The sequence below is a fragment of the Paenarthrobacter ureafaciens genome, from assembly GCF_004028095.1.
GTDB classification, from domain to species: domain Bacteria; phylum Actinomycetota; class Actinomycetes; order Actinomycetales; family Micrococcaceae; genus Arthrobacter; species Arthrobacter ureafaciens.
This window is the reverse complement of record NZ_SBHM01000007.1, coordinates 1,104,463-1,117,530: the sequence shown is the minus strand read 5'-3', so window position 1 is coordinate 1,117,530 and position 13,068 is coordinate 1,104,463. Positions and strand designations below refer to the sequence as shown.

Here is a 13,068-nt window from a genome sequence, read left to right as displayed (position 1 = left end):
TTTTCGGAGCATCTTGGAAGTGGGCATAGCCAGTGCGGGCCCCAGCCTAGCCTTTTCTTTCTGTGACGGAGCGACCGCACCAGGCTGACCAGACAGCTAGCCGTTAGCTCGCCTGGACGGCGGCGTCTACTCCCCCATTGGAGTGTGCAGTGGCGGGGAGATAGGCAGCGACATGATGGGTCAGGGCATGCTCGGCCAGCTCAGGATCGCCAGCCTCGAGGGCGTCAACAATTGGTCGATGTGATTCGGCTGCGTCATCTAATGGGATGTCACTGGAGGCCATTGCCAAGATCGTCATGACCTCGATTCCCAGGGCGTTCCAGGCGCGCAGCAGAGAGGCGTTTTCGGCCGCCCGTACGACGGATCGGTGGAACGTGGTACTGGCCGCAGCGAAAACCCTGCGGTCACCCCCTTCCGCTGCTTCCTTCATAGCCTCAAAGCCTCCACGGATCTCATCAGCGTGATTGTGGTAGTTATTGGCGGCTAAGCGGCCAGCTATGCCTTCAAGGGCAGAACGGATGGGCACCGCCTCAACCAAGTCCTTTTCGGCTAGTTGTCGTACACGGGTGCCGACGTGGATACGGGATTCGAGCAGGCCAAGGGCTGCGAGTTCACGAAACGCCTCACGCACCGGCGTCTGACTTGTTCCGAGCTGTGCCGCTATTTCCATCTCACGAACGGGGGCGCCCAAAGGTAGCCTTCCCTGCGCAATTTCCATGACGATGAAGTCTCGCACTTGGCTGGTAACGGTCGTTCTCGTCAGCCGCTTAGAGGTGGCGTCCATGGTTCCTCGGCCTTTCTTGGAGCGCCCGGAAGGCAAGCACGAGCTTTCTGGTCTCGCCGGGCTTTGCACTCACCCTACGCGGGGCAAGGAGAAAAAGAAAGTTTTAGGCATTATCGATAATGCTTGACTTGAGGGTGATCGCGGTCATACAGTTGCTGCTCGAACAGGCCGCCGAGACGATGCGGCTTTCCGCTTCGGCGGGCGTCACAACGAAGTGAGATGAGGCTTTCGTGTTAGCACTTGAAGTACGGGGAGTGAGCAAATCATTCTTCGGATTCCCGGTACTGACCGGCGTAGACCTTGAGATAAGGCCGGGAGAGGTGCACGGGCTCGTAGGAGAGAACGGCGCCGGGAAATCTACATTGATGAAGATTCTTGCGGGAGTCTACACAAGGGACGAGGGCAAGGTTGTTCTCGGTGGCAAGGATGTTATGTTCAGCCATCCTGTGCAGGCTCAGCTGGCAGGCATTTCCACGGTATTCCAGGAATTCAACCTGTTGCCGGACCGGTCCGTAGCCGAAAATATCTATCTCGGCCGCGAACCGCGTGTGCGAGGTTTCATCTCGCAACGAAAGATGAACGCAGCGACTGTAGAGCTTTTTTCATCCCTTGGAGTTGACTCCATTAACCCGGCAGCGCATGTGCGGACACTATCTGTGGCGCAGCAACAGCTCGTGGAAATCGCCAAGGCCCTAAGCTTTGACGCCCGGGTCATCTCCATGGACGAGCCAACCGCTGCGCTTGCGGATCACGAAGTGGAGCTCCTGTACAGCATCATTGAAAACCTCAAGAAGCGCGGCGTTGCCGTTCTCTACGTATCCCACAGATTGCGGGAAATTTTTAAGCTTTGTGACCGCATCACGGTTCTCAAGGATGGCGCCCTTGTAGCCACGAAGCCGGCAGAAGAACTCAACGAGCAGGAACTGGTCCGGCTTATGGTCGGGCGCCCCCTGTCCTCGTTCTTCCCGCCCAAGACCGAAGGAACAGTAGTTGGAGACACAGCGCTCTCCCTTCAAAACGCCGGGAACCATGTAGTAAACAACGTGACGCTGGAACTCCGTCGCGGGGAAATCCTGGGAATAGCCGGACTGCAAGGGTCAGGCCGCACAGAAGTCTTGGATGCTATCTCCGGATCGGCACCATTCACCCGCGGCGAGATACACGTCAATGGGGCACCCACGACCATCAAAACAACCCGCCAAGCAATTCGAGCCGGGATTGCTCACGTCACGGAGGACAGGAAAGCTACGGGACTTCTCCTGAATCAATCAGTCATTGATAATGCTCTGACAGTAATCCGAGCCTGCTATCCCAAACGCACTTCAACTGCCCGTCAGGCTGCAACCGACCTGTTTCTGGAGCTGCAACTCTCAGCACGGGGACCGGATCAGGAGATCAGGTACCTTTCCGGCGGCAATCAACAAAAAGTGATTCTCACCAAGTGGCTGCTTATGGAACCACGAATCGTCCTTCTCGATGAGCCAACCAGAGGGATTGATGTTGGTGCGAAGTTTGCCCTGTACGTCCTAATGCGACGTTTGGCTGCCGCCGGACACGCCATCCTCATGGTTTCCAGCGAATTGCCTGAACTCATCGGGATGGCCGACAGAGTTCTCGTTATGCGTGACGGGGAACTGGTCTCCGAGCTTCCTGCCGGGGCCAGCGAAGAAAGCATTTTGCAGGCAGCGGCCGGCATAACTGACACGACGGTGGCAGCATGAACGCTCACACATTCAAGTCCACTTTGATCAACACCCTCCGGTCCAATACAGGTTCGGTATATCTGGTCTGGATCCTCGTCATCTGCTGCGGTGCGATTCTCACTGGGCTCTCCGGCCGCAGCTTTTTTACCGAAGGGAACATTACCGACCTTCTGACCAGCACCACCGTCCTTGGCCTGGTTGTCGTCGGACAGACCCTCGTCATTCTCCTTGGAAGCCTTGATCTGTCCGTTCCATTCGTGCTCAGCCTTTCCAGCGTCCTGGCCGCAGGAGTCATGGCAGGACGATCAGAAAACTTTACTGCCGGTATCGTCACAGCGATTTTGGTATCCCTCGCCATTGGACTCATCAACGGCCTGCTCGTCGGTCTGGTCAAGATCAATGGCTTTATCGCCACGCTCGGTACAGGTCTTGTGGTTTCGGGATACCTCTTCACTAACTACCGCGGAAGCACTGGCAAAGCATCCCCTGAACTTGCCGCCATCGGGTCAGCCTCCTGGGGAGTGGTGCCATGGACGACAGTTGCCATGGTCCTATGCCTGGTGGCCACAGCCCTGTTTCTGAACAGGACCCGGACAGGGCTCCACATTTACGCCGTGGGCGGGGATCCCGCCGTCACAAGGATGTCGGGAATCAGGGAATCGTTACCCGCAATCGTGGCTCACTCCCTTTCCGGACTCTTCGCGGGCCTCGCCGGACTGGTCATCGTCGCGCGTCTGGGCGTCGGCAGCCCCGAGGTCGGCACCCAGGGTGGTTATGACCTGCTCTCAATTGCGGCCGTCGTGGTGGGCGGAGCAGTCCTAGCCGGCGGAAAAGGGTCCATTTGGGGCTCGCTCGGCGGCATTCTCATCTTCGCGACCATCGACAGCCTGCTGGGAATCATGGAAGTCAACCCCTACCTGAAGGAAGTAGTCAGGGGCCTCATCATCATCGCTGTCGCCGTCTATGCGAAAAGAACCCAGCTCAAACGATCCGCGCGCTTCGACTCACTGCGGACGAAATCAGCCAGTTCAATGAAGGAGGGAAGCATCCGATGACCACAATCAGGTATTCCGCCCAAAGGCAGCCCCTGTTTTCACGAACCCTGCATTCCTTCGCCACACCTGGTGGAGCGATTTACTTGCTCCTCCTCGCCCTCCTTATCATCCTGACCTTCTACAATCCATCCCTCGCAGAGCCGGACCAGATGACCCGGTTCATTGGGAGGTCAGTACCAATCGCGGTCGTGGCAATTGGCCAGTACTTCGTCATCGTCGCAGGGGAATTCGACCTGTCAATGGGCGCCGTCATCTCGGCTCAGGTCGTTCTTGCCGGAAATCTGATTGGCCAGGAGCCATCCCGCATCCCGCAGGTTATGGTCCTCATGATGGTACTGGGAACCGTTGTAGGCCTCGTCAACGGCGTACTGACCTCTCTGCTCAAGGTACCCAGTTTCATCACAACGCTCGGAACGGCGCTGGTCCTGTCCGGGCTGACTTTCTACTTCACCGGGGGCGCTCCCAGCGGAAACCCGGCCGATGCATTCCGCGCCATTGGCCGCGGCGGACTGCAAAATGTCCCCCTTATAGGATTCGTGCCCTACTCCGTTCTGGTTCTGCTCTTCGTAGCTATAGGCGCGGCCTGGCTCATGAAAAAACCGTTCGGACGAATGCTGATTGCAGTTGGTGACAATCCTGCGACAACAGCCCTTGCTGGCGCCAGCCCCTGGTGGATCCGTACTAAAGCCTTCATCCTTTCATCCACGGCAGCCACCGTGGCAGCAGTTCTCATGGTCGGCTACGCCGGTGTCAGTCCGGTTGTCGGACAGGGCTATGAGTTCACGGCAATCACGGCCGTCGTCCTCGGCGGCGTCGCCCTGGGAGGTGGACGCGGCGCAGTCCTGTCCGCGGTAGCAGGGGCTTACGTCCTGGAAACCCTTGTCAGCATTCTCAACTTTGCCGGCGTCCAATCGACGTGGCGCCCTTCAGTTCAAGGCGCAATTATCATCCTCGCTCTCGGCATCCCACTGCTGCGCATGAAGCGCCCAGCATGGCTGACGAAAAGGCCGGTAAACCGCAACACCCCGGATGACCAGTAACAAATAACAACAACCCCCTGGCCACAGCAGGCCACTTCGAAAGGAACAACGTGCCTACACAAGGGACCAAAACAAAGATGTTTGCGGTACTAGGTGCAGCCGCCATGATGATCACCGCGTGTGCTCCCGGTTCGACCGCTGGTGCGGAAACCTCTCCGGGTTCCACCACCACAACCAACGACTGGTTCGACCAGGCACAATTCGATCTGGAAAACTCGCAACGGACTGCAACCTTTGCCGGGGACCCATCCACCCCCTATCTTCAGCACCTCGACGGGCCAATGGTAGACGCCACAGCATTCAAAAAGAACGCGCCGGCCAAGGTCTGTTTCTCCAACGCTGCGCTCAGTAACACGTGGCGGCAGACCGGCTGGATCACCATGAACGAACAGCTCAAGGAGCTGCAAAAGCAGGGTGTCATCTCGCAAATGGAAACCCGCAACGCCCAAGACAGCGACAACACACAGGTTGCTGACATCGACTACTTCGTGAACCAGCAATCCTGTGACGCCTTCATCATCGCCCCCAATTCGCCACAGGCAACGGCACCGGCAGTGGAAAGAGCCTGCAACACAGGAAAACCCGTCATCATCTTCGACCGTGGGGCCGGCACGGACTGCGCAACCACATTCATCCACTCCGTGGGCGGCATGGCCTGGGGAATTGATTCAGCGACGTTCGTAACAGAAAACGTCAAGCCAGGAGGACACGTAGTAGCACTGCGTACGGCGCCTGGAGTTGACGTTTTCGAGCAGCGCTGGGCCGCTGCCCAGCACATTTTCAGCAAGGCAGGCCTGAAATACACGGACTACATCACCGGTGCCGACCCCACCAAAATCAAAGCAGTCGTGGCCGATGAGCTCGCCAAGGGAACTGTCGATGCCGTTTGGGTGGACCTGGGCGACCAGTCGGTTCCAGCTATCGAGGCCTTCGAGGATACCGGCAAGGACATCCCTGTGGTGACCGGCGAAGACAACCTCTCTTACCTCAGGGCATGGAAGAACAAAGGGTTCAAAGGCTTCGCGTCCGTGTATGACGCCTACCAGTGGCGAACCGCGCTCCTTGCGGCAGCGTCCCTCTTCCGGGGCGAATCCATCCCCAAGGATTGGGTGTTGCCGCAGGTACCCGTCACTTCCGAAGATCTCGACAAGGTCCTGAGGACCAACGAGGGAATGCCCGATTCGCATTACGCAGCCTTCGGCGGCGAGGACCTTCCAGGCTTTCCGCAGGTATGGCAAAAGCGGGTCATTCCCTAACGCACAGGGAAGGGCCGGGAAGGACGTCCTTCCCTCCACACTTCACTTCACTTCGAAAGGAAAACCCATGGCGGCAGACAGCGCTGTTTTTTCGCCCCATCCAGACCTATTTCCACCTGCGCGCGTCGCAGAGCTCATCATGCTGGCAAAAGCACTCTATCCACACCCGGACCTACGGGACGGACCTTACACCCGGACTGTTTCCAGCATCATCACACAGGCCGCATCAGATCCCGGGCTATACCGAACCCTGTCAGACGGATTAAGGGACTTGGCCCAGATAACAACTTCGCCAATCCGCGACATGGATTCCACGGCCCTTGATTGCCTGCTGCGAGCGGTTGAGCAAACGACGTTCTTCAACACTCTGCGTCCGCTGGTTGCATTTCACCTTTACGACGACCGCGAAGTCTGGGAATTCATAGGCTACCCGGGGTCTTCGTTCGAACAGGGCGGCTACCTGCACCGCGGATTCGACGACCTGGCATGGCTTCCCCAACCCCGCATCGAAGAACCCGCCGAGCCCCTCCTCCCCATCGGACCTCTCCCAACCACGTCTCCTGACGTGACCGAATACGCAAGGACAGCCGGATGAAAAAGTATGACCTCACTGATGACGACGTCGCCGTTATCATCGGTTCCGGCCCCGGCGGTGCCACCTTGGCCCTCAGACTCGTGCAGCAAGGCCTTAAAGTCGTGCTTCTCGAAGCAGGCCCATGGATCACCAACGACAAGTTCATCAACGACGAACGAAAGTCCTACAAGCAGCTCACATGGACCGACACCCGCCTGGCAACTGGGTCATGGAGCCTCGCGAAGGACTTCCCCGGCAGCCCGGCGTGGAACGGAAAGGCCGTCGGTGGAACGGCGACATTCTGGACCGGACTGACACCCCGATTCAAATGGCACGAGTTCAAGACACACACGTACTACGGAGACCTGCCCGATGGGACCATCGCAGACTGGCCACTGGACCTGGACGAACTCGACCATTACTACACCGCAGCGGAAAAAGCCGTGGGAGCCTCCCACCGGCACGGCCGACCTCCGCTGCCGGCGAGCAACGGCTACAAGGTCCTGGCGAACGGCGCCGAACGAATCGGATACCGCCATTACGCAACAGGCCCCTACGCCACCAACGTTGAACCCTACGATGGCCGCCCGGGCACAGTTCAGGACGGCTTCGCTATGGCAGGCGATAAAAGCCGCGCCAAGTGGTCACCACTTGTCAGCGAGATACCAAAGGCCTTAGCCACGGGCCTGCTGGAGCTGCGGACCGAAGCCCAAGCCGTACAAATCACGCTTGGCCCTGACGGCCGCGCGGACGGCGTCGTCTACACAGACACCGTCGGAAACCTGCAACGTCAACGGGCTCGCCTCGTAGCTGTAGCAGGAAACGCCATCGAAACCCCACGCCTGCTCCTGCTTTCGGCTACCTCGGGCCATCCCGACGGCCTTGCCAACTCCTCAGGCCAGGTCGGGCGCAACTATATGCGGCACACCACCGGTCTCGTCTACGCCGAGTTCCCCAACGAAGTCCATATGTACCGCGGCGAACCAATGGCAGGCATCATCAGCGACGAATCGCGGCATGACCCATCACGGGGCTTCGTTGGCGGCTACTACATCGAGATGATCGCCCAAGGGCTGCCCTCATTCAGTACCTTCATGAGCCCGGGGGAGTGGGGGCCACAATTCACAGAAAAGGTAGAAGCCTACACCCGCACAGCGGCACTTTGGATTTGCGGTGAGGACGTTCCGCAGGCATCCAACAGAGTGACCCTAAGCAACACCGTCACCGACCGCCTCGGTCTGCCCGCACCTGTCGTCCACTACGACGACCATCCCAACGACATCGCCATGCGGAACCATGGCTACGAGCAGGGCGAGAAACTCTTCAAATCTGTCGGCGCCATCCGCACAACCAGAGCCCCGGGGATGCCCTCCGGCCACAACCTGGGGACAGCCCGAATGAGCCAGAAGCCTGATGAAGGCGTCGTCAACAGTTTCGGTCAAGCCCACGACGTACCTAACCTGTTCGTTTCCGACGGGTCACAATTCACCACCGGAGCCGCCGCGAACCCCACCCTGACAATAGTCGCCCTGTCGATGCGACAGGGCGACTACATCGGCCGGCAGCTCAGCGCGGCAGCTCTGTAGACATTCCGTTCCGCTGCCCTACCAGCCATCGAAAACAGCAACAAGGAGCATCATGGCAATCGCGACCATCGACCCCACCACGGGCATCACCCTGAAAACCTTCGACGCCCATACGCCCGAAGAGGTAGAAAACCGGATCGCCCGGGCGGAAGCAGCATTCCGGTCACTGCAGAACACCTCCTTTGAAGAACGTGCCCGCTGGATGCATAAGGCCGCTGACATCCTCGAAAGCGAAGCCGATGAAGTGGCCCGTCTCATCGCCACCGAAATGGGCAAAACCTTAACGACAGCAAAGTACGAGGCCCTGAAATCAGCCACCGGCATGCGGCACTTCGCCGATCACGCCCAGCGCTACCTTAGCCCGGAAACCCCGGTCCCGGCGTCCGAGGTCAACGCCTCCAACCTCCACGTACAATTCGACCCGTTAGGCGTCGTTTTGGCCGTTATGCCCTGGAATTACCCCCTTTGGCAGGCCGTCCGCTTCGCCGCCCCCGCACTAATGGCGGGCAACACAGGGCTCCTCAAGCACGCCTCAAACGTTCCTCAATGTGCGCTGTACCTGGGAGACCTCTTCGCCCGCGGCGGTTTTCCTGAAGGCGCGTTTCAGACACTGCTGGTTGAAGGCAATGACGTTATTCCCCTCGTGGATGACGCAAGGATCAGGGCGGTCACCCTGACCGGCTCCGTCGCTGCCGGTTCCGCCATTGCTGAAGCAGCCGGCAGGAACATCAAAAGGAGTGTCCTGGAACTGGGAGGCATGGATGTCTTTATCGTCATGCCCTCGGCCGATATTGAAAAGGCCGCTGCCCAGGCAGTAATCGCACGCCTTCAAAACTCGGGGCAGTCCTGCATCGCGGCCAAGCGCTTCTACGTTCACGAAGATGTCTACGACCGCTTTGAACATCTGTTCGTTACAGGTATGGCCGAAACAGTTGCCGGTGACCCCTTGGACGAAAGCACCAGCTTTGGCCCCCTGGCCACGGAGCGAGGACGCCAGGACGTTCATGAACTGGTTAGGGACGCCCGCGAAAAAGGGGCAGCAGTTCAGTGTGGAGGAGAAATACCGGAAGGGGAGGGCTGGTACTACCCGGCGACTGTCCTCACAGGCGTAACAGAGAACATGCGCATCTACCGGGAAGAATGCTTCGGCCCCGTGGCCTGCCTCTACAAAGTGTCATCACTCCAGGAAGCCATCGCTCTCAGCAACGACTCTGATTTTGGTTTGAGCTCAAGCGTGTGGACCAATGACGAGACCGAAGCCACCGAAGCAGCGCGATCAATCGAGGCCGGGGGCGTCTTCATCAACGGTCTGACGGCGTCATTCCCGGCGGTGCCTTTCGGCGGCCTCAAAGACTCCGGCTACGGACGTGAGCTCTCCGCCTATGGAATCCGGGAGTTCGTAAACATCAAGACGGTCTGGACCGCCTGACCCACCCGAAACGGGGCGGCGCTGACCCTACCAACCCTCAGCGCCGCCCCTTCAACCCTTCTCTCTGAGGAAAATATGACTAAAACAGCGATTGTCCGCGTCGCCATGAATGGCATCACCGGCCGAATGGGCTACCGCCAGCACCTGCTGCGCTCCATCCTCCCGATCCGCGGCGCCGGCGGCATCACCCTCGAGGACGGCACCAAGGTCCAGATCGAACCCATCCTGGTGGGCCGTAACGAGGACAAGATCCGCGAACTCGCGGAGAAGCACAAGGTGTCCGAGTGGACCACGGACCTGGAGTCGGTCATCAACGACCCCACCGTCGATGTGATTTTCGATGCCTCCATGACCAGCCTCCGCGCCGCCACCCTGAAGAAGGCCATGCAGGCGGGCAAGCACATCTTCACGGAGAAGCCCACCGCCGAAACCCTGGAAGAGGCCATTGAGCTGGCCCGGATCGGCAAGGAGGCCGGCGTCACCGCCGGCGTCGTCCACGACAAGCTCTACCTTCCCGGCCTGGTCAAGCTCCGCCGCCTGGTGGACGAGGGCTTCTTCGGCCGCATCCTGTCCATCCGCGGCGAGTTCGGTTACTGGGTCTTTGAAGGCGACATCCAGGCTGCGCAGCGTCCCTCCTGGAACTACCGCAAGGAAGACGGCGGCGGAATGACCACGGACATGTTCTGCCACTGGAACTACGTCCTGGAAGGCATCATCGGCAAGGTCAAGAGCGTCAACGCCAAGACCGCCACCCACATCCCCGCGCGCTGGGACGAGGCCGGCAAGGAATACAAGGCCACCGCCGATGACGCCTCGTACGGCATCTTCGAGCTCGAGACCCGGGGCGGCGACGAAGTCATCGCCCAGATCAACTCCTCCTGGGCCGTCCGCGTCTACCGCGACGAACTGGTCGAGTTCCAGGTGGACGGCACCCACGGCTCCGCCGTCGCCGGCCTGAACAAGTGCGTCGCCCAGCAGCGCGCCCACACCCCCAAGCCCGTCTGGAACCCGGACCTGCCCGTCACCGAGTCCTTCCGCGACCAGTGGCAGGAAGTTCCCGCCAACGCCGACCTGGACAACGGCTTCAAGCTGCAGTGGGAAGAATTCCTGCGCGACGTCGTCGCCGGCCGTGAGCACCGCTTCGGCCTCCTGTCGGCCGCCCGCGGCGTCCAGCTGGCCGAACTCGGCCTGCAGTCCAACGACGAACGCCGCACCATCGACATCCCGGAGATCACCCTCTCATGACGTCCCTTATCCTTCCCTCCCACGACGGCGGCACCCGGGAGTATCGCCTGCAGGGCGCGACCACCTGGGCCCGCCCCGCCGCGCCGCTGAAGGCACGCCGGGCCTACGCCGCCGCCCACGTCATCCCGGAAGTCCTCGCGGACAACACCCCGGGCGCCCCTGCCCGGCTCGACTGGGACGCCACCATGGCGTACCGCCACGAGCTGTGGTCCTACGGCCTGGGCGTCGCCGATGCAATGGATACCGCCCAGCGCGGCATGGGTTTGGACTGGGCCGCCACTCAGCAACTCATCAAGCGCACCGGCGTAGAAGCAGCGTCCGTGGTTGCAGCGAACAATGCGGCCACAGTAGGCACGTCCGTCCGGGACCTTGTCTCCTGCGGCGCCGGAACTGACCAGCTGGACCTCGACTCCCTGCCCGCAGGCGAAGCCGGGCTGAAGGCCGTGCTCGAGGCCTACCGCGAACAGATCGCCGTTATCACCGAGGCCGGACCCAAGGTCATCCTGATGGCCTCCCGTGCCCTGGCCAAGGTTGCCGGCGGCCCGGACGACTACCTGAAGGTCTACTCCACCCTGCTCCAGGAAGTGGACAAGCCCGTGATCCTGCACTGGCTCGGCACCATGTTCGATCCCGCGCTTGCCGGCTACTGGGGCTCCGACGACGTCGCTGCCGCCACCGAGACCTTCCTGGGCCTCATCAAGGACAACGCGGACAAGGTAGACGGCGTCAAGGTCTCGCTGCTCGATGCCAGCCACGAGGTGGCCCTGCGCGCAGCGCTGCCCGAAGGCGTCCGCCTCTACACCGGTGACGACTTCAACTACCCCGAGCTCATCGACGGCGACGGCAGCCACCACTCCGACGCGCTGCTGGGCATCTTCGCGGCCATCTACCCGGCCGCCTCGGTTGCCCTGCAGAACTACGACGCCGGAAACGCCGCCAAAGCCCGCGAGATCCTGGACTCCACCCGGGAACTGGGCAAGCACATCTTCAGCGCCCCCACGTTCTACTACAAGACCGGCATCGCGTTTATGTCCTGGCTCAACGGAAAGCAGCCCGGGTTCCAGATGGTCGGCGGCCTGCACTCCGGCCGCTCCGTCTGCCACCTCGCCAAGACCTTCGAACTGGCCGACCAGGCCGGCCTGCTCCAGGACCCGGCACTGGCTGCCTTCCGGATGTCTGGATTTTTGCAGACAAGCGGGATCTAGATGGACCTTGCCAATCCGCGCCCGAATGGACACGCACGGGTTCTCATCGCATCAGATAAATTCAAGGGCTCCCTTTCCTCACGAGAGGTCGCCGCCCATCTCACTGCTGGTCTTCGCAGCGTGCATCCAGACGTTCAGGTCAAACAGCTGCAGGTCGCTGATGGTGGCGAAGGCACAGTAAAAGCGGTGATCAGTGCAGGCTTCAGCAGCCGTCTCGTTCAAGTCAGCGGTCCCACGGGACGTCCAGTTGTCGCAGAATTTGCAACACGGGGCAACGAAGCCGTTATTGAGATGGCAAATGCCGCTGGCTTAGCCCTTCTCCCAGGGGGTGCACCCGCTCCGTTGACCGCTAGTAGTAGAGGAGTAGGAGAACTCGTCTGCGCAGCCCTGGACCTGGGCTGTAACAAGATCGTCATCGGGGCTGGAGGAAGCGCCTGCACTGACGGTGGGGCTGGATTCCTAGCGGCACTTGGTGCCGAATTTCTCGATGCCAACGGTCAACCTCTGCACGAGGGCGGGGGGTTTCTGATGGACCTCGCCTCAGTGAATCTGGACAACCTGGATAAGAGACTTCGCCGGGCACGATTCGTTTTGGCAACAGACGTTAACAACCCATTGCTCGGTCCTGAGGGTTCAGCAGCGATATTCGCACCCCAAAAGGGGGCTACGATGACCGACATCGCGCGCCTCGAAGCCGGACTTGAGCATCTAGTCGCAAGTATGGAGCAAGAGATCGGTCCTCGGGCTATTAGAGCTGCCGCGGTACCAGGAGCGGGATCTGCGGGCGGGCTCGGTTACGCTGTCATCGCAGTCCTGGCTGCGCGAATCGAACCAGGAGTCGTTGCCTTCCAAAACATACTGGAACTGAATCACTACATTGCGGACTCAACACTCGTAATAACCGGTGAGGGAAACATGGACGAACAAAGCCTCGGCGGGAAGCTGCCCCTGGGTATCAGTCGCATCGCTTCAGAACACGGTGTACCAGTGATTGCAGTCTGCGGAAAAATCGCCCTGGACGCTTCGCAAGTTGAGCTCGCCGGTTTCACCCGGGCCTACTCTCTGCGGGAACTGCAGCCCGATCTGTCCCAATGCATCAACCAAGCTGGGCCACTGTTAGAACAGATTGGGAGCACCATCGGATCTGATCTTCACAAACTGGATTCATGACGGACACGACGGGCACGGCAG

General features: G+C 60.2%; 11 protein-coding genes. 10 read left to right on the top strand and 1 reads right to left on the bottom strand.

Translation table 11 applies throughout. From position 1 onward, the window contains the following. Window positions 1–103: 103 nt before the first annotated feature. Window positions 104–784: a GntR family transcriptional regulator gene (locus AUR_RS09430; RefSeq protein WP_021474683.1), complete on the bottom strand. Its 681-nt coding sequence runs from the start codon at window positions 782–784 to the stop codon at window positions 104–106. Between the two features lie 254 nt (window positions 785–1,038). Between AUR_RS09430 and AUR_RS09425 the strand changes: the two genes are divergently transcribed. From AUR_RS09425 to AUR_RS09380, 10 genes are all read left to right on the top strand, one after another. Next, complete coding sequence (locus AUR_RS09425; protein WP_225740075.1) at window positions 1,039–2,505, top strand: sugar ABC transporter ATP-binding protein; 1,467 nt, start codon at window positions 1,039–1,041, stop codon at window positions 2,503–2,505. Then, complete coding sequence (locus AUR_RS09420; RefSeq protein ID WP_241650895.1) at window positions 2,502–3,542, top strand: ABC transporter permease; 1,041 nt, start codon at window positions 2,502–2,504, stop codon at window positions 3,540–3,542. Before AUR_RS09425 ends, AUR_RS09420 begins: the two co-directional genes overlap by 4 nt. Further along, window positions 3,539–4,582: an ABC transporter permease gene (locus AUR_RS09415; protein WP_021474687.1), complete on the top strand. Its 1,044-nt coding sequence runs from the start codon at window positions 3,539–3,541 to the stop codon at window positions 4,580–4,582. The genes AUR_RS09420 and AUR_RS09415 overlap by 4 nt, the downstream gene beginning before the upstream one ends. 50 nt (window positions 4,583–4,632) lie before the next feature. Beyond that, complete coding sequence (locus AUR_RS09410; protein WP_321171927.1) at window positions 4,633–5,838, top strand: ABC transporter substrate-binding protein; 1,206 nt, start codon at window positions 4,633–4,635, stop codon at window positions 5,836–5,838. A 304-nt stretch (window positions 5,839–6,142) separates the two neighbouring features. Further along, window positions 6,143–6,433 (top strand): hypothetical protein, encoded by a 291-nt coding sequence (locus AUR_RS09405; protein WP_021474689.1) that lies wholly within the window; start codon window positions 6,143–6,145, stop codon window positions 6,431–6,433. Beyond that, window positions 6,430–7,998: a GMC family oxidoreductase gene (locus AUR_RS09400; protein ID WP_062098624.1), complete on the top strand. Its 1,569-nt coding sequence runs from the start codon at window positions 6,430–6,432 to the stop codon at window positions 7,996–7,998. Before AUR_RS09405 ends, AUR_RS09400 begins: the two co-directional genes overlap by 4 nt. Window positions 7,999–8,050: 52 nt before the next feature. Next, window positions 8,051–9,427 (top strand): aldehyde dehydrogenase AldH, encoded by a 1,377-nt coding sequence (gene aldh / locus AUR_RS09395; protein WP_062098622.1) that lies wholly within the window; start codon window positions 8,051–8,053, stop codon window positions 9,425–9,427. A 75-nt stretch (window positions 9,428–9,502) separates the two neighbouring features. Further along, window positions 9,503–10,672 (top strand): Gfo/Idh/MocA family protein, encoded by a 1,170-nt coding sequence (locus AUR_RS09390; protein ID WP_128397128.1) that lies wholly within the window; start codon window positions 9,503–9,505, stop codon window positions 10,670–10,672. Then, window positions 10,669–11,877, top strand: a complete 1,209-nt coding sequence (locus tag AUR_RS09385; protein WP_062098618.1) for a dihydrodipicolinate synthase family protein — start codon at window positions 10,669–10,671, stop codon at window positions 11,875–11,877. The genes AUR_RS09390 and AUR_RS09385 overlap by 4 nt, the downstream gene beginning before the upstream one ends. Further along, window positions 11,878–13,047, top strand: coding sequence for a glycerate kinase (locus AUR_RS09380; RefSeq protein ID WP_062098617.1), 1,170 nt, complete (start codon window positions 11,878–11,880; stop codon window positions 13,045–13,047). The last annotated feature ends 21 nt before the right edge of the window (window positions 13,048–13,068 follow it).

Excerpts from the sequence above, each read along its gene's own strand:
- AUR_RS09430 (WP_021474683.1), bottom strand. The coding sequence starts at position 784 with ATGGACGCCACCTCTAAGCGGCTGACGAGAACGACCGTTACCAGCCAA.
- AUR_RS09420 (WP_241650895.1), top strand. The coding sequence starts at position 2,502 with ATGAACGCTCACACATTCAAGTCCACTTTGATCAACACCCTCCGGTCC.
- AUR_RS09415 (WP_021474687.1), top strand. The coding sequence starts at position 3,539 with ATGACCACAATCAGGTATTCCGCCCAAAGGCAGCCCCTGTTTTCACGA.
- AUR_RS09405 (WP_021474689.1), top strand. The coding sequence starts at position 6,143 with ATGGATTCCACGGCCCTTGATTGCCTGCTGCGAGCGGTTGAGCAAACG.
- AUR_RS09400 (WP_062098624.1), top strand. The coding sequence starts at position 6,430 with ATGAAAAAGTATGACCTCACTGATGACGACGTCGCCGTTATCATCGGT.
- aldh (WP_062098622.1), top strand. The coding sequence starts at position 8,051 with ATGGCAATCGCGACCATCGACCCCACCACGGGCATCACCCTGAAAACC.
- AUR_RS09390 (WP_128397128.1), top strand. The coding sequence starts at position 9,503 with ATGACTAAAACAGCGATTGTCCGCGTCGCCATGAATGGCATCACCGGC.
- AUR_RS09385 (WP_062098618.1), top strand. The coding sequence starts at position 10,669 with ATGACGTCCCTTATCCTTCCCTCCCACGACGGCGGCACCCGGGAGTAT.
- AUR_RS09380 (WP_062098617.1), top strand. The coding sequence starts at position 11,878 with ATGGACCTTGCCAATCCGCGCCCGAATGGACACGCACGGGTTCTCATC.